The sequence below is a fragment of the Sutcliffiella halmapala genome (genome assembly GCF_002019665.1).
GTDB lineage: Bacteria > Bacillota > Bacilli > Bacillales > Bacillaceae_I > Sutcliffiella_A > Sutcliffiella_A halmapala.
Genome location: NZ_KV917375.1, coordinates 156,659 through 181,585 on the forward strand (window position 1 = coordinate 156,659; position 24,927 = coordinate 181,585).

Genomic DNA, 24,927 nt, shown 5'->3' on the forward strand with positions numbered 1-24,927 from the left:
TATGAAAAAGTTCTTTATTTTAATAAGCAGTGCCGCAGTTTTATTAGTTGCTGCTATTACTATTTTAGCAACAGTAGATTTTAACCGACTTGGAAAAGACAATGCCTATGTGCAAATTACAACTGAGGGATCAGTGGAAGAGACCAAATTGGATTCTGGTGAAATATTGACACGCTACTGGTACACGTTACCGGCGTATAATGAAGATGGAAGCATAGTTGAAGTTGAGTTTTCTGGCGCAAAAGAGTTGCGCCAAGGTGCATATTTAATGCTCTATTTAAAAAATGGCAATGACGTAACATCGTATGACGAAGTACATTTGAACGATATCCCTAAAAAAGCAAAAGAGAAGATTGAAGAATAGATAGTTGTCCCCATTTCGGCAAAAATCTGTGGTTCATTAATATAGTAACTCTTTAACCTATCCTCTGATTTAGAGAAAAATTGATACAGTAATAATAATACTAGGGAGATATTCAAAACCCTTCATCAAAAGTAGAAGTTGAAAGTAAACTGGCAGAATAGTGTTCAGATGATGTTCCTATTTATTTATTCGTATTTCATCAAACAAAAAAATCCCTACAAGATAAAGTATCTTGTAGGGACTTTTATTAGTTTTCTGCTACTTCTTTACGGTTTTTCTTAAATACCTTCGATAAAACTTCATAAACGATTGGTACAATAACTAATGTCAATAATGTCGAACTAGTTAACCCACCGATTACGGAGATACCAAGACCTTTAGAGATCAAACCGCCTCCGCCTGTACCGATTGCTAATGGCAATAACGCACCGATTGTAGCAATTGCTGTCATTAAGATTGGACGTAAACGGGTAGCACCAGCTTCTAGAATTGCATCACGTAAGCTTAAACCGTCGCGTTCCATATGAATAATACGGTCTACGAGTACGATTGCATTCGTTACGACTATCCCGATTAACATTAATATCCCCATCATAACGGATACAGAGATTGTTTCACCAGCAATTAATAGCCCAACGAACGAACCAATTACTGCAAATGGTAAGGAGAATAGAATGGCAAATGGTGCAACACCTTCACCGAATGTTACAACTAGGATGAAATACACAATGGCAATTGCCGCTAGCATTGCTAAGCCTAATTGTGTAAAAGTTTCAGCCATATCTGCAGCAGCACCAGCAATGTCGATCGTTACACCTGTTGGTAAATCCAATTGATCAATTGCTTTATCTACTTCAGAAGTTGCTTTTGAAATGTCATCATCAATGACTGTTCCTGAAACAGTTGCATAGTATTCACCTTTACTACGTGCAAGTGTATTTAATGTTGTACCTTCTTCAACTGTTACAAGTTCAGAAAGTGGTAATGTTGTACCAAGCGCAGTCGGTACTTGTGTGTTTAAAATATCATCAATAGACTTTGGTTGTTCTGCTTTTTCTTGTTGAACAATTACTTCTAAAGTATTGCCGTCCTTTTCAACTGTGGTTAATACTTCTTGTGTTGTTGTTGGCATTAACATCATGACGATTTGTCCTGTGGTTAAACCATGTTGCATTAATTCATCTTGTTCTACTTTGAATGTGTACTCTACATAAGCATCTTCTGCACTGGAAGAAACGTCTTTTAAACCGTCATTATCGTTCATAACGTTTTCTACCATTTTTACAGTGTCATTTAGTTTATCTAAATCTTCACTGTAGAAGGTGTAGCTAATTTGATCGGTAGCCATCGACATAGAGGAGAAGTTTTGGCTCTTCCATTCACCTGATTGCCCAATATTGAATACGTACTCTTCAATTTCGTCACGAGCTTCTGAGAAATTATCCATTTCAGGGTCAAAGATTAGGTACATTAATGCACCGCCTGCTCCGCCACCCATCATTGCTGACATGGCATCTCCACTGTCTGTAACCGATAATTGAACAATATCGATATCATCATGTTGTAATAACTCTTCTTCTACAACCGCGATGTTTTCTAAAGTTTCTTCATTTAGCTCACCAGCTGCAGGTGTGTACGTTAAGTACATCACTTTTTCTTCTTCACTACCCATGAAACTAAATCCGATTAGTGGTGTTAAGGCCAAACTACCTACTAATAAAGCAACCGAAACGAGGGAAGTGATAATTTTATGGTTAAGGGTCCATTCAAGAATGCCTTTGTACCAGTTGGATAATTTACCAACTTCTTTATGGCTGCTTTCCGTCTTTTCGCCATATAATTTTTTCTTAAATAGGTAGTGAGATAATGCCGGAACGATTGTAACGGCAACAATTAATGAAGCTCCAAGAGCAAACGTCATCGTTAATGCGAATGGCATGAATAGTTCGCCGACCATTCCACCTACGAAGATAAGTGGTGCGAAAACCGCAACCGTTACTAACGTAGACGATAAGATTGGTTTGAACATTTCAATTGTTGCTTCACGAACAAGGGCACGACCTGTTAATTTCTCTTCTTTTAAATGTAGACGTCGATATATATTTTCCACTACTACGATAGAGTCATCAATTACACGCCCTATAGCAACTGTAATCGCACCAAGGGTCATAATATTTAACGTAATATCCATCCAATTTAATAAAAGTAAAGCCATAAAAATCGAAACTGGAATGGAGACTATAGAGATAATCGTTGATTTAATGTCGCGTAAGAATAATAGAATAATTAATATAGCCATTAATCCACCAAATAACGCTTTTTCAATCATCGTTGTAACCGATTGTTCAATAGGTAAACCTTGGTCAAGGGAAATATCGATGATAAGGCCATCAATACTTGCTTTTTCATCCTCAACTAGCTTTTTCACACTATTTACAACATCAACCGTGTTTGCTTGTTGTGCTTTAACAATTTGAATAGCAATAGCGTTTTCACCGTTCGTACGTGAAACCGATTGTACTTTACCAGCTACTTCAACTGTAGCGATCTCGCTAAGTTTCACGAACGGAACTGGATTGTTTTCAGATGGTGTAACAGGGATAAGCATTTCTTTTAGTTCATTAGCTGTCATGAATTTCCCATCAATTGCTACAGCTTGCTCCCCTTCTTCAAACTCATAAAGACCTAATGAAACAGCTAGGTCACTCGCTTGAATCATTTGTTTCACCGTATCTTCTGTTAAACCAAGTTCAGCCATTTTTGCATCATTATAAGTAAGTTGCACTTCTTCAATATGCTGACCTGTGATGGTTGCAGAAGCAATGCCATCAATTTTTTCGATTTTCGGAAGCAAAATTTCCTCGACAGTGGACGTTAATTCCACAATGTCTTCCGTAGTACTACTTACACTAAGTGCAACAACCGGCATCATATTCATGCTGATGGCAGTAATCGTCGGTTCGTGTGCGCCTTCAGGTAATGTCACGCTATCAAGCGCGGATTGTAGCTCACGCTTTGCTTCGGCCATATCGACCCCGTAGTCATATTCGACTTGTAGGCTTGCCATATTCGAATAGGAATTCGAATATACAGATTTAACGCCTTCAAGATTTTCAGCTGCTCTCTCTAGAGGCATGGATACATCTTCCATTACTTGCTCAGGAGTTGCTCCAGGATATACGTCCATTACCATTAAGTAAGGAATTGAAATCTCTGGAATTGTTTCCATATTCATTCTTGTTCCAGAATAAATACCAGAAACGGTGATAATAATTGTTAGCAGCCAGACTGCTAGTTTATTTTTCAAAACAAAATTGACTAAACCCTTCACTATGACACCTTCCTTTATTTGACTAATCAAGTTCATTTCCTTATAATAATGACTACTAGGTCATTTGTCAACGATTTTGCTAGGAGAGGTTATATATGTTAAAAAAGAAAATGATAATGGAAAAAGCGCTAGACTTGTTTGCTAAGCAGGGTTTTGAAGCAACTTCTGTTCAACAAATAACAGATTATTGCGGTATTTCTAAAGGCGCATTCTACTTATCCTTTAAGTCAAAAGATGAATTAATTTTAGGAATAATTGACTATTTCATGGAACAGATAACCTCGGACATTGACTACATAGTCAAAGGCACAAGCGACGAGGAAGATATTTTATATTTGTATTATCACGCGATGTTTGATTCTTTTTATAAACATTCCGATTTTGCTAAGATATTTATCAAAGAGCAAATGCAATCCGTTAATAAGGAACTCATTGGAAAATTTCATTATTATGATAGTTTAATGGATAAAAGCATCTTGGCATTGATTGAACGTTTATATGGTGAAGAGGTTGAGCATATAAAATATGATTTGGTTTATTGTGTTAAAGGATTAGCCAATGTCTATTCAACTTTATTTTTGTTCAATGATGTACCGTTAGATGTGAACTTACTGTCTCGGTCCCTTGTTGAGAAAACAAATATATTAGCAAAGCACACTACCGTCCCATTTGTTTCGCAAGAACATCTCCAAATGTTTCATCAACCAATGACTGAAGAAGTAACAAAAGAAAGCATACTTGAAATGCTAGAACAAATAATTGATGAAATGGAAGAGTCCATTGAAAAAGAATCATTAATCCTCCTAAAAGAGCAGCTACTAGAACGAACCTTAAGTCCTGCCATTGTAAGAGGGTTACTAGAAAATATTAGGAATCACTCTCATTGTAAATGGATTTCTTATTTGTTACGTCAACATTTTGAGATTTAGCAATTGAGTTTCTTGCCAGACTGCCGTGGAAAGCGAACATTTGGCACGGAAATCAACAGGGTGTTTAAAGGTGACACTGTACTTTCAGGGTAACCACTAGCCATGCAATGCAAACCTAGATGATGAAAAAGTGGAGCAGTATCAAGTATCCCCGTCTCCCCTGATGATTGTAGTGCTAGGTGTGAGATACTCGCTTAAAGAAGCGTAGTTCGGGATGCTCATAAAAGCTCCTTGACTACCTTCTTACTTTTTCCTTTGCTAAGGTCATGCTTTTCCTTTCAGTCAAAATCTAAGACCTCGAACACTCACTAACACACCTACACGGGAGACATACGGAGAGTAGAAACAGGTAACCTACTGTATTTTCAGGGTAGCCAATACATATAGAAACTAGATAAATATTCTTTATAGCACGTAGTTAACAAACGTATTAAATTTAAGAAACGAAAAAAAGGCAAGCAAGTACAAAACCTGCTCACCTTTCTTAATTGAAATTATAATAGTGGACGGCTAATCCTTAATAAACCTTATCTCCATTAAAGATAGAGTTTTTCACAATCACATAATCTACATTACGGATAGACTCTAACTTGTTTCCGCCAGCATAAGAAATAGAGGATTGAAGGTCTTGCTCCATTTCAGTCAAAGTGTCTTGTAGGGCACCTTTGTGCTCAACAAACATTTTTTTACCTTCCACATTCTTCTTTTCGCCTTTTTGGAATTCAGAAGCAGAACCAAAGTATTCTTTGTAAAGCTTTCCATCCTTCTCAATGGTTTCGCCAGGAGATTCTTCATGGCCGGCAAATAAAGATCCGATCATCACCATGGAAGCGCCGAAACGAACCGATTTTGCAATGTCACCATTTGTACGGATACCACCATCAGCAATGATTGGCTTGCTAGCTGCTTTGGCACACCAGCGTAGTGCTGCCAATTGCCAGCCACCAGTACCGAAACCTGTTTTAATTTTTGTGATGCATACTTTACCAGGTCCAATTCCTACTTTTGTAGCGTCAGCACCAGCGTGCTCTAATTCTCTTACTGCTTCTGGAGTTCCGACATTGCCGGCAATCACAAAGCTCTCTGGCAAGTGTTGTTTAATATGCTGAATCATCTTGATTACAGCATTAGAATGACCATGAGCAATATCAATCGTAATATAGTCAGGTACAAGCCCCTCTTCTGCTAAATGATGAATAAAGCCATACTCTTCTTCTTTTACTCCAACACTGATGGAGGCAATCAAACCACGAGAATGCATATCTTTTATGAAAGAAATACGTTTCTCAGGTTCAAAGCGATGCATGATATAGAAATAATTATTTTCTGCTAAATAAGTAGCGATATTTTCGTCTATAATTGTTTGCATATTTGCAGGTACTACAGGTAATTTAAATGTATGTTTACCAAATGTTATAGTTGTATCACATTCAGAACGGCTATCTACGATACATTTGGCGGGAATTAATTGAATATCTTCATAATCAAACACGTTATCCAAGGATCAACACTCCTAAAAACGAATATTGTAGTAATTTAATATTAAAAACGTTCGTACATAAGGTAATTTACATTATTTTTATCAGTATGTCAAAGTTTTTTCTATTTATGTGGAAAATTAGTGTGGATTTTTGTTATTTAGGAATAGAGGCTACAGACTATGTTGACATTACTAGAAAATTTTAATAAAATGAATGATATTCAGTCAGTTCGGTAGGAGGTCGTTATCATAGATAAAAAGGAAAAGATTATTCAAGCGGCGATTGAGGTTTTTAAGGAAAAGGGAATTGAAAAAACAAAGATTTCCGATGTCGTTAAAAAAGCCGAGATTGCTCAAGGGACATTTTATTTATATTTTCCCTCTAAATTATCTGTCATGCCTGCAATTGCGGAAAAGATTGTTGTTCAATTTATAAGAAAAATAGAAGAAACTGTAAATGATGAAGGTTCATTAAGCGAACAATTGGTTCAACTAATAGATGCTATTTTTCATGTTACAGGCGAATTTCGCGATGTTTCAGCGCTTGTTTATGCGGGTTTATCATCAACTGAGCATATGAATGAGTGGGAAAAAATTTACCGCCCTCTTTATGAATTAACACAGGGATTACTAGATCAACAAAAAAAACGGGAATTAATTCGCGCTACAGTAGATTCGAATCGAACGGCTAAAATAGTAATTGGTCTTATTGAATCTGCAGCAGAACAAGTATATTTATATGATGCATACGATGCAGAAAACGAGAAACAACAAAAAACGGAATTGTTAACATTTCTAGAGCATGCTTTGCGTTTGTAGAGTATGTTATTTTTAGTAAAAAATGACTGAATGTCAGTCAAAAGGTGGAAGAGTAGAATGAATAAATATTGGATGTATGTAATGCTTACTTGTATATTTGAGATGTTATGGGTTTTTGGTTTTAGTACAGCTGAATCTATTTGGCAGTGGGTGCTTGTCATTTGTGTGATTTTGATTGATTTCTATTTCTTATCCAAAGCCTGTGAAGGATTGCCGACTGGAACGGTTTACGCTATTTTTGCTGCGTTCGGCTCCATTGGTACAGTACTCATGGACTACTTTTTATTTGCTGGAACGATTAACCTTCTTAAATTACTATTTATTGGCGTACTTGTGACTGGAGTGATTGGTTTAAAGATTGCCGATAATCATCAAGAAGAAGGAGTGAAAGCATAATGGGTTGGCTATTTGTTGGGTTAGCAGCTATGAGCGAAATAGTTGGGGTTATCGGCCTAAAGCTGTTTAGTAATGTGAAAAACTTCAGGAATATCGTATTATTTCTCGGCGGCTTTGCTTTGTCATTTGTCTTGCTCTACCAATCCTTTCACTACTTACAATTAAGTGTGGCTTATGCGGTATGGATAGGCTTAGGAACGGCAGGAGCGGTGTTAATCAATATGATGTTCTTTGGCGAATCAAAAAGTATCGGAAGAATAGCAAGCTTAATTCTAATAATTATTGGGGTTGTTGGCTTGAAATCAATCGCATAGCTTTAGTCGAAAGCAAGTGAGGTTGCTAAAAAGTCTAACTTCCCATAACAAGAAAACGCTAGCCGTGTTGCTAGCGTTTTCTTAGAAAAATAGGGAAGTACTTTTCGCTGGTTAAGACAAACTTATTTCTCGCGGTGTATTTCCTTTATCTTTTTTATTGGAGATTAACTGTATGATCAACATTGCTACAAATCCTACAAGTCCAATTGTATCCGTTAGTGTTTCTGGATAGATTAGTAATAAACCTGATAGAACAATAATGATTCTTTCCAGCCAATGAAGTTTTCTATACCAGTACCCAATTAGGCCAGCCCCGATGGCAATCATCCCGATAATGGAAGTGATTAATATCCAAGAGATCTCAGGAATGGTTGTATCAATCATTAATAATTGAGGCTGGAACACAAACATATAAGGAATAATAAACGCAGCAATTGCTAGTTTAGATGCGTTTAACCCTGTTTTGATTGGGTCACCTTTAGATATTCCTGTTGCAGCAAAGGCGGCAAGCGCTACTGGTGGGGTGATATCTGCTACAATTCCGAAGTAAAATACAAACATATGTGCAGCTAAAATCGGAACCGCCACTTCCAGCTGTGAATTTAAAGCAATAATCGCTGGTAGTGCAATCGTTGACGTAATAATGTAATTTGCGGTAGTAGGCGAGCCCATCCCTAAAATAATTGATGCAATCATTGTAAAGAAAAGTGTAAGTAATAATTGGAAATTTGGTGTAGAAGCGATGGAGCTTGCTAAACTGACAAGTCCATTCCCCATCTTTAGCCCTAATCCAGTTTTTGTTACGACACCAACGATGATACCTGCACAGGCTGTAGCAGCAGCGACCCCCAATGCAGTACGAGCACCCGATGTTAAAGCAAAAATAAATTTGCTTGGCGTAATCCTTGTATCTTTTCTAAATAAACTAACGATTACGGTACTTAAAATACCAAGTAGTGCTGTTCTTTCGATACTTACACCTTGAAATAGTAATACTACTATTATCACAATAGGTAGTAATAAATGTATTTTTTTCAGAACATCTCTTTTTCTTGGAATTTCTTCTTTAGGTAATCCTAACAACCCCATTTTCTTCGCTTCAAAATGTGTCATAATCCAAATTCCTGAGAAATAAAGGATCGCTGGAATAGTGGCAGCTTTTGCAATGTCCCAATAAGGGACCCCTGCAAATTCAATCATAAGGAACGCTGCTGCTCCCATGATAGGTGGCATAATTTGACCACCAGTGGAGGCTGCTGCTTCCACCGCACCAGCAAAGTTTCGGTGATAGCCAAGTCTTTTCATTAAAGGAATCGTATAAGATCCAGTTGTTACGGTATTCGCAACGGAGCTCCCTGAAATTGTACCTTGTAAAGCACTTGAAAATATTGCTACCTTTGCTGGTCCACCAATCCGTCTTCCAGCAATGGAGATAGCTAAGTCATTAAAATAGTTTCCGACCCCAGTTTGTACAAGGAAGGCACCAAATAATAGGAACAAGAAAATATATGTAGAAGATACCTGCAATGGTGTACCAAGTATTCCTTCTGTTGTAAAGAACATGGATTGAATCAATTGATTCAAACTAAGCCCTCTGTGTGCCAACATTCCTGGCATATAAGGGCCAAATAAGGCATATCCCATGAAGACCGCTGCGATAATCGTAATAGGGAGACCTACCGCACGTCTAGCAGCCTCTAAAACTAATAGAATGGCCAATCCTCCTATAATTGCTTGTTCTGGAGTGATTCTACCAATTTGCTGTACCATAGTGTCATAGAATACTGGCCAATATCCGCAGACAACGACTGTTAGTAATACAAGAATATAGTCATACCAAGCTATTTTTGTTTTCTTTGTTCCCTTACGAGCGGGAAATAAAAGAAAAATGAGTGTTAAGGCAAAACCTAAATGAACGGTCCTTTGGATATAGGCAGTATATTGGCCAAACATTCCTGTATATAGCTGAAACAAGGAAAATGCTAGTAATAAAACGAAGACTACTTTCGCAGAATATCCAGCTAATTTACGTGTATTGGATTCGGCATCATATTTTTGTAAAAGCTTTTCTTGTTCTTCTGGTGTTAGTTCTTTATGATCCTTTGTGTCACTCATGAATTTTCATTCCTTTCATATATTGCCATAGTGATAGCTTTTCTACTTTAACCTTGTACCAAGATCCTGGTGTAAAATAATCATTAAACGAAATGATTTTTTCTCCCCTTGTTCCCCATAAAAGACGATGTTCGGAGACCGTTTTCCCATTTCGTATATTTATATAGGGGAAAATATTTTGTAAATGCTTAATATGATATTTTCCATCTTCATATACAAATTCAGCGCCTTCTTCCGCGTTAGAAGGCATTCCGATTCCGAACTCTTCATAAATAATTTCATATTGTAAGATTTCATGAGTGTTCAGCACTTGATATTTCTCCACCACATCTGTTAAATGAATGGAATGTTTAAAGATGATTTGGAAATGATCTTCTTCATCTATTGGGAGAAATGCATGGATCTGATTCGTGTTTTTAACATAAAACACTAATGCTGTTTGTATTGGGACAAATAATAGAACGAATAATAGTAAAGTTGAGCAAGAAGCTAAAAGGACTTTCATTCTTCTTTTGGAAATATCGTTCATTTAAATCACCTAAAAACTATCTTTCTATTAAAGGGTTATTAGCAATTGAAAAAGAATGACCGACAGCAATTTTTGATTGACAGTCGGCCCTTCTTCCTACTTATATTAATGCTTTAATCCGTTAGAACGCCTGCTTCTTTAAAGAATTTAGCTGCTCCAGGATGTAAGTCGATACCAATTCCATCTAATGCGGATTCAAGAGTGATATATTCACCCTTAGCATGTGCAATTTTATCCGTATTTTCATAAATAGCTTTTGTGATGTTATAGACTAAATCTTCAGAAAGGCTATCAGTTACGGCTAACATTGCCAGCACAGCAACAGTATGCACTTCATTATCCATTCCATATGTTCCAGCAGCAATGATATCGGAAGCATAGTAAGGATATTTAGCTATTAGAGCATCTACTTTATCTTGAGAAATAGGAACGATACTAACATCAGTCGTAGCGGATAGACCTTCTACTGCTCCCGTAGGTGTACCTGATGTAATAAATGCAGCATCGATATTTCCATCTTGAATGCCACCTGTAGATTCACCAAAATCTAAGTATTGCGCATTAATGTCATCCATCGACATTCCATGAATTTCTAGTATCTGTTCTGCGTTAATATAAGTCCCAGAACCCGGTGCTCCTACAGATACCTTTTTCCCTCTTAAATCTTCCACACTAGTAATTCCAGTTTTTGTTGCTGTAACAATTTGAACAGTTTCTGGATAGAGTGAACCAATTGCCAGCACATTATCTACTTTCTTTCCTTCAAAAGCATTTACACCATCAACTGCATTTGCGATGACATCTGTTTGAACAAATGCGAGTTCAGCATCTCCTTCTTTTAAGGCGATAACATTATCAGCGGATGCATTGGAAGAAATGGCATCTGTGTTAACATCTGCTTCATCGGAAATAATTTGTGCCATGGCACCACCAAGTGGATAATAAGTACCACTTGTCCCACCAGTAAGCATAATTAGGTGTTCAGGATCATCACTACTATTTCCTGAAGTTCCACTGTTTCCACATGCTGCTAGGAACATAGACAATACTAGTAACATGGAAATAGTTAATAAAAAGTTTTGCTTCTTCATCAAATTCCCCCTGTATAAAAAAGTTTGGTTCATTTCCTTATTTTACATATATAAAATTGAATTATCAAATAATTTGTAATTTTAATTCAATTAAACAATTGCAAATGACTAGTTTAAATACGAATATTAAATAATATAAATATCCAAATATTACAATAAAGTAAGAGGTTTCCTTATTTTAGCTCTATTAATTCGTTTGTACGTTCGTGATTCACTCGGAAATCTGTATGTAGAAATTCATTTAATTAATAGGTGAAAAATTTAACTATGTGAAAAACTGTATTTTTTATTGTATAGCGTACGTATGTTTTTTGATGGATACATTCTATTAGTAATCAAACTTAAACAATACCGAATATGTGTAGATAGTGTGGGAGACATCCTAGGCGATTTAGCCAACGAGGACGTAAATTTCATTAATTATTCGAAGTATTTATGGAAAAAAGAAAAAAATCACCTTTTTATAGGTAAATCAGACTGATTTCGACGATTTAATGTGTTAAAGTGAATTTCTATATTATTTAGAAATAACAAATATGATAAGATAACTGATAAATGGTGAAAAGAGGGATGGGCTACAATGGAATTGTTTGCAGAATTAGTAGATGATATAGGTGGAATTGTTTGGGGTCCGTTTACCTTAATTTTAATTGTAGGAACAGGGGTATTTTTAACGTTAAGATTAGGTTTCCTTCAGTTCCGTGATTTACCTTATGCACTTAAATTGACCTTTAGTAAAAGTGATAAAAACAACAAAAATGAAGGGGATATTTCTCACTTCCAATCCTTAATGACTGCAATGGCAGCGACACTTGGAATAGGGAATATGACTGGAGTAGCCTCTGCTATCTTGATGGGAGGAGTAGGGGCCATTTTCTGGATGTGGGTAGCAGCGATTTTTGGGATGGCAACGAAGTATGGAGAAGCGGTTTTAGCTGTTAAATATAGAGTTGTTAATCATAAAGGTGAAATCTCTGGTGGACCGATGTATTACATAGAAAAAGGGCTTGGCTGGAAATGGCTTGCCATATTATTCGCCCTTTTTGGCTTTTTAGCATCGTTTGGAATCGGTAATATGACGCAAGCAAATACGGTGGCAGGCGCGCTCCATGCTAATTTTGAAATCAATCCTTGGTTAACTGGTTTTATCCTTATGGTGCTAACTGGTATTGTTTTACTCGGTGGGATTAAGGCAATTGGACGAGTTACTGCAATCTTTGTACCGTTCATGGCCCTGTTTTATTTAGCAGGTGGTTTTTTAATTATTCTTTTGAATTTAAGTGAAGTTCCGGCAGCTTTTGCTTTAATAGTGAAGGAAGCTTTTAATCCAACAGCTGCTGCTGGTGGAGCGATTGGGATGGCGATTCGATATGGGGTAGCAAGGGGAGTATTCTCTAATGAAGCTGGACTTGGATCAGCGCCTATCGCTGCTGCCGCTGCTAAGACGGATTATCCTAGTAGACAAGCACTTGTATCGATGACTGGTACATTCCTTGACACCATTATTGTTTGTACAGTAACAGGTCTTGCGATTGTGATGAGTGGCATCTATACAAATCACGGAAATGCATCCAGTTTAACTGGAGCTGCATTTGAATCTTTTCTACCTGGAGTCGGGAATTTTATTGTGGTATTTGGGATTATCTTCTTTGCCTATTCCACGATAATTGGTTGGTCTTATTATGGGGAGAAATGCTTCGGTTATATATTCGGAGACAATCGAACGTATATTTTTAAAATTATATTCGTTATGGTAGTTATGGTTGGTGCAGGACTAGAGCTAGAGCTTGTATGGGGAATTGCTGACATTTTTAATGCTTTAATGGCACTGCCTAACTTAATAGCGCTTCTCTTCTTATCCGGTGTGATTGTATCGGAGACGAAGAGATTTAGAGAGGTTCGTAGAAGAGAAATACAAGAAAAGCAACAGCAAAGAGCTAGTTAATTTAATCAAGAAAAACCCCCTTGAGAGATTCACAAGGGGGTTTTTAAATAATAGATTAGTTACCTAAAAATGATTCGATAAAGAACGAAAGCTGAGCTTCGACTGTAATAGGGTCACTGAAGGTAGCAGATCTTGCATCCATTTCGAACACACGACCATTTTTAATAGCAGGTATATTTTTGTATGTTTGCGTTTCTTGGAAAGAGTTATCAGCATCAGGGTATTTACTAAAAATGAGATAATCTCCAGTGAATTCAGGAAGAACCTCTGTCGATATTGCATAGTATCCAGCTTCTAGAGCCATTTCTTCCACTTTTTCAGGCATTTTTAAGCCCATAGCTTGATACAAGACTTCTGTTCCACGTGCCCAGTTATTTCCGAATACATAAATGTCTTTTTCAAAGCTTTCGATAACAGATACCGTAGCATCCTCGCCAATTTTCGCACGAATTTCCTCACCAGCAGCTTCCGCACGGCTTTGGAAATCTTCCACCCAATCTGTCGCTTCTTTTTCTTTATTTAGTAGCTTACCTAATTCAATATGTTGCTCTAAATAATCTAATTTCCCCCATGTGTACGTTACAGTTGGAGCAATTTCTTGCAAACGATCGATATTGTTAATGTTAGATAATCCGATAATTAAATCTGGATCCAATTCAATGATTTTTTCCAGGTTTTCATCGGATACTTCTTCCACATTTGCTAACTCCTGTTCAAAACGAGGATTCATCTTTGACCATACGTCAATCCCCACAATGTTTACTCCTAAATCAATTACGTTTCCAGTAAATCCAGAAAGAAGAATGACGCGTTGTGGATCTGCTGGAACTTCAATAGGTCCAGTTTCAGATTGATAGGTAATAAATTCATCTTTCTTTTCCGTATTACCAGTTGTGTTCTCTTTCTCATTTGTTGCATTGCCGCTACAAGCACTAAGTATAAGGACAAATATAAAAATAAACGGGATAAAGCTTTTTTTCATGATGATTGCTCCTTTAATAGTTATAAAATTGATAATGATTATCATTATTGTCTACATTACTAAATATATGTTTTTCTATCTAGATTGTCAATTGGTTTTTTAGGATGAAAGACATAGAAAAGGCTGACTCTACTTTGTAAAAGTCTCGGTTAAACACTGCTGTTGATTTCCGCGGGGCGCTTGTGGAGCCTTCGCCTAGTGCTCCAATCAACAGCTAGGTACCTAAAAATCAACACTGTACTTTAACAGAGTCTTTATTTTAAACAACATTACAGTAGAAAGAGTTAGCGGGGGGATGACATAGTGTCTTTGAATGATTGACAAATGACATCGTGTCACTTAAGATGAAGGAGAGCCGAAAGTGACACTTTGTCATGGTGTTGTATGAAGCTAGAACACTTAATTTCATATAAAGACCTCTAATAAAAGGAGATTATAAATTAATGAATATGACATTAACAAGTGATGTAAAAGAAATGAAAGCATTGAAAGTGGAGTTAATGCGCTTTATGATGTCTTACAAATTTGCCTTAGATGAAATGAATACGAAGATTGATATATTAAAACAAGAATTTCAATATATTCACGATTATAATCCGATTGAACATGTGAAAAGTCGTCTAAAATCACCAGAAAGCATTTTAAAGAAGGTTCATAATAAAGGATTCGAACTTTCCCTTCCTACAATTAAGGAAAATATTCGGGATATCGCGGGAATCCGAATTAATTGCTCCTTTATTTCAGACATATATGAGCTAAGTAGTATGCTACAAAAGCAGAAAGACATTACAGTAATCGAATGTAAGGATTATATTAAAAATCCGAAACCGAATGGTTACCGCAGTCTTCATTTAATCGTACAAATTCCAGTTTTCTTGTCTGATAGAGAGGATCATATTTATGTAGAAATTCAAATTCGCACGATTGCAATGGATTTCTGGGCTAGCCTAGAACATAAAATCTACTATAAATACAATAAGGAAGTTCCTCAAAAAATGAAAGATGAATTGCTGGAAGCGGCAAACTCGGCAACACTTCTTGATAAGAAAATGGAGGGCATTCATCTTGAAATGAACAAGCTAAAAGAAACGATAAGTATGGAAGAAGACGTACAAGAATTGCTCATTAACAATGAAAGATTTCATCTACCATATGATTTTTTGACCGCAAACTTAGATCCAAATAAAGGGTAGAATTCTATGAAATACAAATAAAAATTGCACCATGGATGATGAAAAAGTGGGTAATGTACGCCTTGTCTCTCCTGTAGATTGAAGTGGAATGTGTGAGACTCCTGAGGGAAGTAGCGTTTTGTGGAGCCCTCCGCAGGAGCGATAGCGATGAGGAGGCTCTCGTAAGGTAAGTCCCGCGGAAAGGGAACACTCTCGCAACGGAAATCAACAGCGGTGTTTAACAGATCAATCCTTTATATTAAGGCTCTCTTTAGGTTAAATTGTTCGTAAATGAAGCTGGGAATTTAATTTATGCCCCAGCCTCTTTACTTCTATGATTTTAACAACCGTTCCGTTCCTTCTTACGTTTCAGGACTCCAAAGCACATCCACAATCTCGCTATTAAAAAGGTTTGTATCAATATTACATGTCTCTGAATCTATGCCATATTGCCAGCCCCAGGCTAACGAGTCTTCTGGTGCCTCCGGTTCGAACTCTGGTGCTTCTGCTTCGGTCGTAATACCGATGTTTGGAGCGGCAGTCCAAATAATATTATTTTCAAGTATCTCGCTATTGTCCTCTGAAGCAGTGATATAAGAATTGGCAAGTTCACTATCAGCGGCAAAAATCCCGTAAATACCCGATTCATACTCTGAGGAAGCCATTGTTTCATACCAACCTAGAATAAATGCCGAATCTACCGGATATTCTGGTTCAATATCAGCAAATATCGCGACACCCTCTGGTATCCCAAGCTCATTAGCAAAACGAATTGCTTCTTCTGCTTGAGCGACACCATTGTCATAGCCTCTTGCATCATTAAAATGATTGTAGATTGGTAAGATATAATCTCCCTCTTCTTGAATTAAGTCGACTTGATTAGATGTAAGGCCATGGGATACACCCTCGCGTTCTCCAAGATAACGACCAAATACAACGGGATCGCCAAAGTTTTCTTTCACACATGCATAGAATTCCTCTGTCGTTTCACTTGCGGAGTCAATTCCCCAAATAATATCGGCTAGGTCATCGGATGAATTACCGTTCTCGTCCTCATTATTTCCGTCGTCATTCCCGTTCCCATTGCCATCGCCATTTTCGTTATTTTGTGTTTCATTTGTCACATTGTTTTGGACATCAATATTGACACTAACACCAAAATTATTGAATAAGTTATTTTCTATACTATGCTTCCCATTGCCGTTCATGTTGTTCTTTATATTATTTTCAAGCTCGCCCGAACTCTCCCCATTCAATTCATTGTCTAATGTATTGGATAGTGTGGTATTGCCATCCCCATCGACATTATTCTCGACAGAGTTGTTAATGTTGCTCGTTGCATCTGATTTAATATCATTGGTGATGGTTGATTCGACTTTGGTCGTGCCGTCTCCATAAATATTGTTTTGAATATTATTTGTTATGTTTATGTTAATGTTGTTGTTACTTTGATTAGAAGCGTTGGTGTTTGCCTCAGTTACAGTATCAGCCTTCGTCAAAGCTGTTTCTGAATTCCCTTCATATAAAAATAGGAAAGAGGTAAAGCCTAAAAGAAGGAAGAGAGAAGCTGCTATTGCGATGAAGGTGTTTTTTCCTAACGTCATTTACTCACACCTTTCATTATTAGATTTTATTTAAAAGGTTTTTTGGAATTCTCGTTATCATATGAGGGAGAGCGGAAATTCGTGACAAAAGAGGGGGATTACTAGAAAGGCATAGGCAGTTCTTGAAAGGAAATATAAAAAGAGCAGGTTCGTAACCTAAGTAGTTCGGTTCAGAGGTAGAAAAATAAAAAGAACAAGTGTTTTAGCATATCAGGTTAAGGATCCCTAGCTGATAAATAGACGGAAAAATTCCGCTTAATTCGTAATTATTATAAAAAAGGCTTAAATAAACGGAGAGATTCCGCCTATTGGCTCGAAAAATGCGAAAATGAGGGATTTTGCGATGCTTAATCGGAAAACCTCCCCTTATTTAGCCCAACACGAGCACTATTCGATATTTAACCGAAAAATCTCCGCCTATTTTACTTCTGTTGGTACCGGCGTTCAAGGACAAGACATCATATTAAAAGGAAGTGAGTTTTCCAAGAACCTCTCCATTTTGATGCACTATAGTTACCCATATCACATATAAGTAAAGTTTTAATCAGGGACGTTCTTAAGTGAAAATTGATTTAGCTTGATATTGACCTTTTGAATTCGGTTTTTCTACTTCACAACCGAACTACTTATTCGTAACCTACTCTTTTTATATAGAAGTCTATGTCAGTGTTAATGCGTTAAGCATTCTTCCGACTTTTTGCATCTAGATACGGTACTAAAACGGCACAGATGATAGAGGTGTAGTAAGGGAGATATTTGATTCCTAACGGCTTTTGGACAAGAATATGTCCTGCTATCCCGATAAAGCTCGATAAGGCAATTCCTAAAATAAATCCAGCGATAATACCTACAATGATTGTAATAAATGTTCTCATATTAATGAGCCCCTTTCATTTTTTTAAGATTTAGTTGTAAGACTTTATATACGTGAAAGCAAGATAACAAGACGAGTAGAACGGCAAGGAGTGGATGAGTAGCCGCTCCCAAAGGTAACTTTCCAGTTATATTTGCGGTAAAATACATAGCGAACATAAGGCTGAGTAATCCAAAGAGATGCCAATATGCCCATCTCGGAAAAGCACCAATCCATGCTAGCAAAAATAATAGTACAGGGATGTTAAATCCAAAATAATGAACAAAATTTACATGGTGTATCCAATGGATTGGCTGGATAAAAAGCGCCATTCCCGCAATAAAAACCTGTGCAATAATACAAAAAGCATAAATACTGGCTAACAGTAGGTAGATACCTCTTGCTAGCGAAATTCGTGAGAAATAATTTTTCATGAAGCTGCCTCCTCTACTTATCTAAAACGTTACCTTTATCATATAGGGGCTTTCTAAATGAACTCTTATGAAATTCTTAAATAATTCTTAAATGGTAAATGGCAAAAAAAATACGAGAGCTCCCATGGCTCTCGTATGATCCTATTTTTTAAAACGATACCCAACACCCCAAATAGTTTCGATGAACGTAGGAGTGGAGGGAGTTTCTTCTATTTTTTCTCGAATCTTTCTAATATGAACGGTAACAGTAGTGACATCTCCAATAGAGTCATATCCCCAAATTCGTTCGAATAGATGGTCCTTACTAAATACTCGGTTAGGGTTCGTGGTTAAAAAAAGGAGTAAATCATATTCTTTTGCCGTAAAAATCTTTTCTTCTCCGTTAAGGAAGACACGTCTAGAATGGCGATCAATCACGAGCCCCTTTATTTGAATTTCCTGTGGTGGTTCACTATCACGATTGATGAGGCGTTGATATCGTGATATATGTGCCTTCACTCGTGCCACTAATTCATTCGGGTTGAAGGGCTTTTCGATATAATCATCAGCCCCTCGGTCAAAGCCGCGAATTTTATCAATATCTTCTTTTCTAGCCGTTACCATTAAAATAGGAATGTCGAGCTCGGCGCGAATTTTCTTACATAGCTCAAACCCATCAATTCCGGGTAGCATTAAATCGAGTAAGATTAAATCATAAGCGTTTGTTAGAGCCTTTTCTAAGCCCTTTTCTCCAGTAGAGGCGATTTCAGCTGTAAAACCATAGACTTCTAAATAGTCCCGTTGTAACTCGGCGATACTTTGTTCATCCTCAATAATTAAGATTTTTTGCATATTATCACCTTTGCCTTATTCTTTTTTTTAGGGTGAAGAAAATACTAGTTCCTTTTCCTAACTCACTTTCAGCCCATATGGAGCCACCGTGTTCTTCAATGATTCGCTTTCCAATGGCTAACCCTAGTCCGCTACCACCAGTTGCCGAATTTCGAGATAAATCCGTTCGATAAAAGCTTTCAAAAATATAAGGCAAAGCCTCTGCTGGGATCCCCTGGCCATTATCTTTTATTTGGACGCAAACCTGATCGGATTCAGCTTTTAAGAAAACATGTATTTCCCGTTGTGATTTGTTCATGTACTTCAAGCTATTTTGCATAATATTGGAGATGACTCGCTTTAACTTTTCACGATCAGCCATGACAATATAAGAATCCTTTTGATCAGCATGGTAGGAAACTTTCCCACCGTCTTCTTCTAAGCTGAAGCTTAATTCTTCGATAAAATCCTGAAAATAAGCGTTTAAATCAACTTCTTCCCATTCAAATGGAACGCGTCCCAAATCTAATTTAGAGTAGAGAAAGAGCTCATCAATTAAATGGTCCATATCGTTCGCTTTTTTATAAATCGTATCCATGTAACGCATTCTTTTTTCAGGGGTATTCGCGATGCCATCTTGGATCCCCTTTACATAACCCTTAATGGAAGTAATGGGTGTTTTAAGGTCGTGGGAGATGCTAGCGATTAATTCCTTCCGATTATCCTCATAATGCCTTTGTAGCTCCCTTGCTTCCTTCAGCTTAAGGCGCATGGCATCAAACGTGTTAGATAGCTGCCCAAGCTCATCCTCTTTTAGCGCTTGGATAGGAGAGTCTAAATTCCCTTCACTAATTTCTTTCGCAGCCTTTGTTAGTTGCTGGACGGGCTTGATGATACTTTTGGAAACGAAGTAGGTAAGCGCACCATTCGTAATCATTAAAGCTAGTAAAAGTATGATGAATCGGATTGTGAGAAACATGTTTAAATCTCGTTCCTCCATATTACCGCCAAATATATGAAAAATAAGAATTCCTAAGAAAATTTCTAACATGAAAAATATAAAAATGGGAATAACAATCATGGCAATATTAGATAAAATTAAACGTTTCTTAATAGACAAGTCTTCACCACCTTTTTTTACTGTATAAATAATTTCTTAAACGAGTCTAAATAAATTATTAACGAATTCTTAAATAAAGACTTTCGTATTTTCTATTAGGTTACACGTTTCCTCAGAAAAATCCAAAAAAGTGAAGGAGAAGAGCCAAGTCTCCATTCGAAAATCACTATTAAAAAAACCCTTGAAGAGACAAAGCCTCTGGCAAGGGTTTTTTATTTTTTTGGCTCTGTTAAAGACCGCTGTTGATTTCCGCACTAGGCTACGCTTTCCGCGGGGCGCTTGTGGAGCCTCCTCGGCTACGCCTGTGGGGTCTCCACAAACCGCTATCTCCCGCAGGAGTCTTCGCCTATTGCTCCAATCAACAGCTAGGTACTTGAAAATCAACGCTGTACTTTAATAGAGCTTATTTCTTTAATAATAAGTAGATAAAGTAAGGGGCGCCGATTAATGCTACCATTATTCCGGCTGCAACTCCTTCTGGCTCCAAAATATTTCTTCCGATCGTATCAGCAACTAGTAGAAGCCATCCACCAATTAAGATGGCGATGGGGATAAAGAGCTGATTTCTTGGCCCTACTAATGCTTTGGCAATATGCGGTGCCATCAATCCGATAAAGGAGATCCCGCCAGTAACAGAAACGGCAGAGGCAGCAAGCGCAACCGCAGTTAACAACAAGGTGAGTCGTTCCCTTTCAATAGACAGCCCGACTCCAACGGATGCTGACTCACTCAGACCAAGAAGGTTTAGACGATTTGCTTTATAGAGTGCAAAAGGAATGAGGAGCACTAACCAAGGGAGGAGCGCCCAAATAAACGGCCAATCTGATCCCCATATATTCCCGGCTAACCATTTGGCGATGAAGTCTACTTTTGCTCGTTCAGCCGACGAAATAAGGACAATCATCAATCCTGATAGGGCCAATGAAAAACCGACCCCAACAAGCACCAATCGAATTGGTTGTAATCCAACTTTTTTATTATAGGAAAATACATATATAAGAATAGCTGTAATTAAAGCACCAATAAAAGCAACAAGTGGGAGCATATAGACAAATGACCCAACTTTAATAGGGAAGTATAGAAAAAATACGGCAATGGCAACCCCTGCTCCAGCGTTAATCCCAATAATACCAGGGTCTGCTAAATCATTTCGCGTAATTCCTTGCAAAATTGCACCAGACAAGGCAAGTGCCATCCCAGCCAATACCGTAATCACGATTCGTGGCAAACGAATGGAAAATAAGACGAATTCTTCTTTGAATGTACCGTGCCCGAATAGGGTAGGTAATAATCGATCATAAGATAAGGAAGAGTAGCCTAGTCCGACACTGATTGTGATAGTAATGAATATGAGTGCTAGTAGTAGACAAAGTATCATGCGTTGTTTTTTTATACGAGCTGGATCGATCATGAGAATGCCTTGCCCCCTTTACGGACGATAATGAGGAAGAACGGTAAACCAATGATCGCCATAATTGCCGCCACAGGTGTTTCATATGGGGCGTTAAGAGTACGGCCAAGTGTATCAGCAAATAACATAAAAGTAGCTCCTACAATAGCAGACATCGGCAAAATAAAACGGTAATCTGTTCCCACAATGGCACGAACGACATGGGGTACCATCAATCCGATAAACGCCATATTTCCTACGAGTGCAACCGATGCACCAGCAAGCAAAATGATCACAACAAATAAAATACTTTTGACGTAGATGGTTTTTTGGCCTAAGCCAACAGCGACCTCTTCACTTAAGCTAAGAATGGTAAGCTGTCTTGATAGATAAAGCGAGATAATAATTCCTACGATAATAAATGGAATGATGATTTGCAATTGTCCCCAGGTTGTCCCTATCATCCCGCCAGCCGTCCACATAGAAACATCCTTAGATATTTTAAAGTAAATCCCCACACCCTCTGCGATTGCAAAAAGGAAGGCAGAGACAGCGGCTCCAGCTAACACGATACGTAGGGGAGAAAATCCGCCCCTTTTCATCGAACCTAACCCAAAAACTAGCGATGCTCCAGCGGCAGCGCCAATAAAGCAAGCAATCATAATACCAAAGTAGTTAATCGAAGGAAGAAACGCCATTGTAATCGCGAGTGCGGCATTAGCCCCAGCAGTTAACCCAAGCAACCCTGGATCTGCTAATGGGTTTCTTGTCATTCCCTGCATAATAGCCCCAGCAACGGATAGAGCAGCTCCTACGAAAATGGCAGCGATTTCACGCGGTAACCGAATTTCACGGATAATATTAATTTTATCACCAGTAGCGTTAGACGTTAAAGCTTGCCATACATCTCGTATCGATGTTTCCGCAGCCCCAAATACCATAGCAACAAAAAACATCCCTAGAAACACAAGGATTCCAGCGCTGAATTTAAATAAAAATGGAACAGTACGTTGAAGATCTTTCGTCATTTGTCTCATCTCTTTTTTCATAGAATAAGAGGGATTCTATGAAAGAATCCCTCGTACATGCATAGAAACGTTGTCTTTCTTCTTTATACATGAGTGCTCCAATTAACTTCTAACTACCTGTAAGTGAATGTATTGGGGAAGGAGTCATCTCTTTTTCATGAGTGTTTTCCCCTTTTAATAAATTATAAGTAATGCACATTGGTTTGTTTGTTCTAGGGTCGCGACCGATTTCCGCATCAATATGAAATACTTGTTTCAATACATCGCGATTGATAACATCCTCACAATCGCCGGCTTTGACAATTTCTCCATCTTTTAATGCGATAATATAATCAGCAAAACGGGCAGCTTGATTTAAATCGTGAAGCACCATCACAATCGTACGCTCTTGCTCTCTATTAAGCTTTTGTAAAAGTTCTAAAACCTCTAGTTGATGGGCCATATCTAAGTATGTAGTAGGCTCATCAAGGAAAATAATTTCTGTTTCCTGTGCTAACGCCATCGCAATCCAGACACGTTGACGTTGACCGCCGGATAAAGCGTCAACAGGACGGAATTTAAAATCCTTTGTCCCTGTTACTTCTAGTGCCCAGTCGATAACTTCATAGTCCTTTTTCGTTAAGCGACCGAAGCCTTTTTGATGGGGGAAACGACCATAGGATACTAATTCTCCAACTGTTAATCCACTTGCACTTTCTGGTGTTTGGGGGAGAATCGCCATTTTCTTAGCGAGAATTTTTGTATTTTCTTTTGATATATCTTGCCCATCAAGCAACACTGAGCCGGATTGATGCGAAATAATACGGGTAATGGCCTTTAATAAAGTGGATTTTCCACAGCCATTCGAACCGATAATAGTAGTAATTTTCTTATCTGGAATTCCGACACTAAGCTCTTTGACTATAAGCTGTTCACCATAGCCGATGTTCAATTCATTAGTATATAGGCGAACCATGTTGTAACCCCCCATTTTTTTCAATAAAAATATATATAAATTAAGTATGATAATGATTATCAGTTTCGCTCCAATTCTACTATAAAACCATCTATTTCTTATGTCAACCATTATTGTGTTGTAAAATTGGCTGAAAAGTCGTATATTTAAGTGAGAATGATAATCACTTGTAACTAATCGACAAGGAGTGGTCGTGAATGGTCGAAAATGAAATTTTGGATGTAACGATAATTGGAGGAGGTCCAGCGGGACTTTACTCTGCTTTTTATAGTGGCTTGCGTGAAATGAAAGCGAAAATTATTGAATTTCAACCACAATTAGGTGGAAAAATACATGTTTACCCAGAGAAAATGATCTGGGATGTTGGTGGGCAAACGCCAATCTCTGGAGCAAAATTAATTGAGCAGCTTGTTCAGCAAGGATTAACGTTCAATCCAGAAGTAGTCCTAAACGAAAAAGTGGAATCGATTACTAAGGGTGAGGATGATATTTTTATTTTACATACCTCTTCTGGACAAAAACATTATTCCAAAACGGTCATTGTAGCAGTAGGAAGTGGCATATTAAATCCGCAAAAGTTAATGATTGAAGGTGCGGAAAGATATGAAGTCTCTAATTTAAACTATACAGTGAAGTCGTTGATGCGATTTAAGGATAAAACGGTCATTATTTCTGGTGGGGGAAATACGGCAATTGATTGGGCAAATGAATTAGAACCGATTGCGAAGAAGGTTTATTTAACTTATCGGAAGGAAGCTTTATCTGGTCACGAAGCTCAAGTTTCTCAGTTGTTAAATAGTTCGGCTGAATGCTTCTTTCAAACATCCATCACAAAATTAATTGCATCATCCAATCAAGAAGTAGTGGAACGGGTGGAGCTTACGAATAATGAAACTGGTGAAGTTCAGCATCTTGAAATAGATGAAGTAATCATCAATCATGGCTATGAACGCGATTCAAGCTTACTTCAACAGAGTAAATTAGATATAGAAATTGAAGAGAATTTTTATATTGCTGGAAATGCGAGCAGTGAGTCGTCGGTCAAAGGATTATACGCTGCTGGGGATATTTTAAAGCATGATGGCAAGCTGCATTTAATAGCAGGAACATTTCAAGATGCAGCCAATGCGGTAAATAAAGCAAAGCAATATATTGAACCGGAAGCGTATAAAATGGGAATGGTATCGTCCCATAACGAAGTCTTTAAAAAGCGTAATCGAGAATTAGTCAAAGAAATGATGAAATAATTATTCCACAGTGGCAAGT

The 24,927-nt window shown here is 37.6% G+C and carries 22 protein-coding genes; 8 read left to right on the top strand and 14 right to left on the bottom strand.

The window, feature by feature from the left end; genetic code table 11:
* Position 1 precedes the first annotated feature (1 nt).
* A complete protein-coding gene (locus tag BK580_RS00760; protein WP_078378484.1) occupies positions 2 to 364 on the top strand; it encodes a YxeA family protein in 363 nt (120 codons plus the stop codon).
* A gap of 247 nt (positions 365 to 611) precedes the next feature.
* Here BK580_RS00760 and BK580_RS00765 read toward each other — a convergent pair whose 3' ends face one another.
* Entirely contained in the window at positions 612 to 3,695 is a 3,084-nt protein-coding gene (locus BK580_RS00765) for an efflux RND transporter permease subunit (RefSeq protein WP_078378485.1), read from the bottom strand.
* Positions 3,696 to 3,790: 95 nt separating this feature from the next.
* Here BK580_RS00765 and BK580_RS00770 point away from each other — a divergent pair, with 95 nt between their 5' ends.
* Positions 3,791 to 4,624 carry a TetR/AcrR family transcriptional regulator gene (locus tag BK580_RS00770; protein ID WP_078378486.1) on the top strand — a complete coding sequence of 278 codons (834 nt, stop codon included), beginning with the start codon at positions 3,791 to 3,793 and terminating at the stop codon, positions 4,622 to 4,624.
* Between the two features lie 517 nt (positions 4,625 to 5,141).
* Here the strand turns inward: BK580_RS00770 and guaC are convergent.
* On the bottom strand, positions 5,142 to 6,125 hold the full coding sequence (gene guaC, locus BK580_RS00775) for a GMP reductase (protein ID WP_078378487.1): 984 nt from the start codon (positions 6,123 to 6,125) through the stop codon (positions 5,142 to 5,144).
* Positions 6,126 to 6,350: 225 nt separating this feature from the next.
* Between guaC and BK580_RS00780 the strand changes: the two genes are divergently transcribed.
* The 3 genes from BK580_RS00780 to BK580_RS00790 are packed head-to-tail and all read left to right on the top strand — an operon-like array spanning position 6,351 to position 7,633.
* Positions 6,351 to 6,923, top strand: a complete 573-nt coding sequence (locus BK580_RS00780) for a TetR/AcrR family transcriptional regulator (RefSeq protein ID WP_211279067.1) — start codon at positions 6,351 to 6,353, stop codon at positions 6,921 to 6,923.
* 57 nt (positions 6,924 to 6,980) lie between these two features.
* Entirely contained in the window at positions 6,981 to 7,319 is a 339-nt protein-coding gene (locus BK580_RS00785) for a DMT family transporter (protein ID WP_078378489.1), read from the top strand.
* Positions 7,319 to 7,633, top strand: coding sequence for a DMT family transporter (locus tag BK580_RS00790; RefSeq protein ID WP_078378490.1), 315 nt, complete (start codon positions 7,319 to 7,321; stop codon positions 7,631 to 7,633). Before BK580_RS00785 ends, BK580_RS00790 begins: the two co-directional genes overlap by 1 nt.
* Positions 7,634 to 7,744: 111 nt before the next feature.
* Here BK580_RS00790 and BK580_RS00795 read toward each other — a convergent pair whose 3' ends face one another.
* The 3 genes from BK580_RS00795 to BK580_RS00805 form a co-directional block, all read right to left on the bottom strand.
* On the bottom strand, positions 7,745 to 9,748 hold the full coding sequence (locus tag BK580_RS00795; RefSeq protein ID WP_078378491.1) for a TRAP transporter permease: 2,004 nt from the start codon (positions 9,746 to 9,748) through the stop codon (positions 7,745 to 7,747).
* The gene (locus BK580_RS00800) at positions 9,741 to 10,277 is read right to left on the bottom strand and encodes a DUF1850 domain-containing protein (RefSeq protein ID WP_078378492.1); all 537 of its coding nucleotides are present in this window, start codon (positions 10,275 to 10,277) and stop codon (positions 9,741 to 9,743) included. The genes BK580_RS00795 and BK580_RS00800 overlap by 8 nt, the downstream gene beginning before the upstream one ends.
* A 113-nt stretch (positions 10,278 to 10,390) precedes the next feature.
* The gene (locus BK580_RS00805; RefSeq protein ID WP_078378493.1) at positions 10,391 to 11,368 is read right to left on the bottom strand and encodes a TAXI family TRAP transporter solute-binding subunit; all 978 of its coding nucleotides are present in this window, start codon (positions 11,366 to 11,368) and stop codon (positions 10,391 to 10,393) included.
* A gap of 580 nt (positions 11,369 to 11,948) precedes the next feature.
* On the opposite strand from BK580_RS00805, the gene BK580_RS00810 reads away from it, so the two are divergent.
* Positions 11,949 to 13,313: an alanine/glycine:cation symporter family protein gene (locus BK580_RS00810; protein WP_078378494.1), complete on the top strand. Its 1,365-nt coding sequence runs from the start codon at positions 11,949 to 11,951 to the stop codon at positions 13,311 to 13,313.
* A 55-nt stretch (positions 13,314 to 13,368) separates the two neighbouring features.
* Here the strand turns inward: BK580_RS00810 and BK580_RS00815 are convergent, their stop codons facing one another.
* On the bottom strand, positions 13,369 to 14,295 hold the full coding sequence (locus tag BK580_RS00815) for an iron-hydroxamate ABC transporter substrate-binding protein (protein ID WP_078378495.1): 927 nt from the start codon (positions 14,293 to 14,295) through the stop codon (positions 13,369 to 13,371).
* Between the two features lie 443 nt (positions 14,296 to 14,738).
* Between BK580_RS00815 and BK580_RS00820 the strand changes: the two genes are divergently transcribed.
* Positions 14,739 to 15,488, top strand: coding sequence for a GTP pyrophosphokinase (locus BK580_RS00820; protein WP_078378496.1), 750 nt, complete (start codon positions 14,739 to 14,741; stop codon positions 15,486 to 15,488).
* A 341-nt stretch (positions 15,489 to 15,829) separates the two neighbouring features.
* On the opposite strand, the gene BK580_RS00825 is transcribed toward BK580_RS00820, so the two are convergent.
* From BK580_RS00825 to BK580_RS00860, 8 genes are all read right to left on the bottom strand, one after another.
* Positions 15,830 to 17,071, bottom strand: a complete 1,242-nt coding sequence (locus tag BK580_RS00825) for a glycoside hydrolase domain-containing protein (RefSeq protein WP_078378497.1) — start codon at positions 17,069 to 17,071, stop codon at positions 15,830 to 15,832.
* A 677-nt stretch (positions 17,072 to 17,748) separates the two neighbouring features.
* Complete coding sequence (locus tag BK580_RS00830) at positions 17,749 to 17,946, bottom strand: DUF5957 family protein (protein ID WP_078378498.1); 198 nt, start codon at positions 17,944 to 17,946, stop codon at positions 17,749 to 17,751.
* 1 nt (position 17,947) lies between these two features.
* Complete coding sequence (locus BK580_RS00835; RefSeq protein ID WP_078378499.1) at positions 17,948 to 18,358, bottom strand: DUF6220 domain-containing protein; 411 nt, start codon at positions 18,356 to 18,358, stop codon at positions 17,948 to 17,950.
* Positions 18,359 to 18,499: 141 nt separating this feature from the next.
* A complete protein-coding gene (locus BK580_RS00840; RefSeq protein WP_078378500.1) occupies positions 18,500 to 19,189 on the bottom strand; it encodes a response regulator transcription factor in 690 nt (229 codons plus the stop codon).
* A 4-nt stretch (positions 19,190 to 19,193) separates the two neighbouring features.
* Positions 19,194 to 20,288 (bottom strand): sensor histidine kinase, encoded by a 1,095-nt coding sequence (locus BK580_RS00845; RefSeq protein ID WP_078378501.1) that lies wholly within the window; start codon positions 20,286 to 20,288, stop codon positions 19,194 to 19,196.
* Positions 20,289 to 20,691: 403 nt separating this feature from the next.
* Positions 20,692 to 21,699: a FecCD family ABC transporter permease gene (locus BK580_RS00850; RefSeq protein ID WP_078378502.1), complete on the bottom strand. Its 1,008-nt coding sequence runs from the start codon at positions 21,697 to 21,699 to the stop codon at positions 20,692 to 20,694.
* Positions 21,696 to 22,706: a FecCD family ABC transporter permease gene (locus BK580_RS00855; RefSeq protein ID WP_078378503.1), complete on the bottom strand. Its 1,011-nt coding sequence runs from the start codon at positions 22,704 to 22,706 to the stop codon at positions 21,696 to 21,698. Before BK580_RS00855 ends, BK580_RS00850 begins: the two co-directional genes overlap by 4 nt.
* A gap of 109 nt (positions 22,707 to 22,815) precedes the next feature.
* Positions 22,816 to 23,661: an ABC transporter ATP-binding protein gene (locus BK580_RS00860; protein ID WP_078378504.1), complete on the bottom strand. Its 846-nt coding sequence runs from the start codon at positions 23,659 to 23,661 to the stop codon at positions 22,816 to 22,818.
* A gap of 197 nt (positions 23,662 to 23,858) precedes the next feature.
* On the opposite strand from BK580_RS00860, the gene BK580_RS00865 reads away from it, so the two are divergent.
* A complete protein-coding gene (locus tag BK580_RS00865) occupies positions 23,859 to 24,908 on the top strand; it encodes an NAD(P)/FAD-dependent oxidoreductase (RefSeq protein ID WP_078378505.1) in 1,050 nt (349 codons plus the stop codon).
* The last annotated feature ends 19 nt before the right edge of the window (positions 24,909 to 24,927 follow it).

Coding starts and splice junctions, on each gene's coding strand:
- BK580_RS00820 (WP_078378496.1), top strand. CDS start 14,739: ATGAATATGACATTAACAAGTGATGTAAAAGAAATGAAAGCATTGAAA.
- BK580_RS00860 (WP_078378504.1), bottom strand. CDS start 23,661: ATGGTTCGCCTATATACTAATGAATTGAACATCGGCTATGGTGAACAG.
- BK580_RS00785 (WP_078378489.1), top strand. CDS start 6,981: ATGAATAAATATTGGATGTATGTAATGCTTACTTGTATATTTGAGATG.
- BK580_RS00795 (WP_078378491.1), bottom strand. CDS start 9,748: ATGAGTGACACAAAGGATCATAAAGAACTAACACCAGAAGAACAAGAA.
- BK580_RS00790 (WP_078378490.1), top strand. CDS start 7,319: ATGGGTTGGCTATTTGTTGGGTTAGCAGCTATGAGCGAAATAGTTGGG.
- BK580_RS00770 (WP_078378486.1), top strand. CDS start 3,791: ATGTTAAAAAAGAAAATGATAATGGAAAAAGCGCTAGACTTGTTTGCT.
- BK580_RS00855 (WP_078378503.1), bottom strand. CDS start 22,706: ATGACGAAAGATCTTCAACGTACTGTTCCATTTTTATTTAAATTCAGC.
- BK580_RS00815 (WP_078378495.1), bottom strand. CDS start 14,295: ATGAAAAAAAGCTTTATCCCGTTTATTTTTATATTTGTCCTTATACTT.
- BK580_RS00760 (WP_078378484.1), top strand. CDS start 2: ATGAAAAAGTTCTTTATTTTAATAAGCAGTGCCGCAGTTTTATTAGTT.
- BK580_RS00850 (WP_078378502.1), bottom strand. CDS start 21,699: ATGATCGATCCAGCTCGTATAAAAAAACAACGCATGATACTTTGTCTA.
- BK580_RS00810 (WP_078378494.1), top strand. CDS start 11,949: ATGGAATTGTTTGCAGAATTAGTAGATGATATAGGTGGAATTGTTTGG.
- BK580_RS00805 (WP_078378493.1), bottom strand. CDS start 11,368: ATGAAGAAGCAAAACTTTTTATTAACTATTTCCATGTTACTAGTATTG.
- BK580_RS00840 (WP_078378500.1), bottom strand. CDS start 19,189: ATGCAAAAAATCTTAATTATTGAGGATGAACAAAGTATCGCCGAGTTA.
- BK580_RS00825 (WP_078378497.1), bottom strand. CDS start 17,071: ATGACGTTAGGAAAAAACACCTTCATCGCAATAGCAGCTTCTCTCTTC.
- BK580_RS00800 (WP_078378492.1), bottom strand. CDS start 10,277: ATGAACGATATTTCCAAAAGAAGAATGAAAGTCCTTTTAGCTTCTTGC.
- BK580_RS00835 (WP_078378499.1), bottom strand. CDS start 18,358: ATGAAAAATTATTTCTCACGAATTTCGCTAGCAAGAGGTATCTACCTA.
- BK580_RS00865 (WP_078378505.1), top strand. CDS start 23,859: ATGGTCGAAAATGAAATTTTGGATGTAACGATAATTGGAGGAGGTCCA.
- BK580_RS00830 (WP_078378498.1), bottom strand. CDS start 17,946: ATGAGAACATTTATTACAATCATTGTAGGTATTATCGCTGGATTTATT.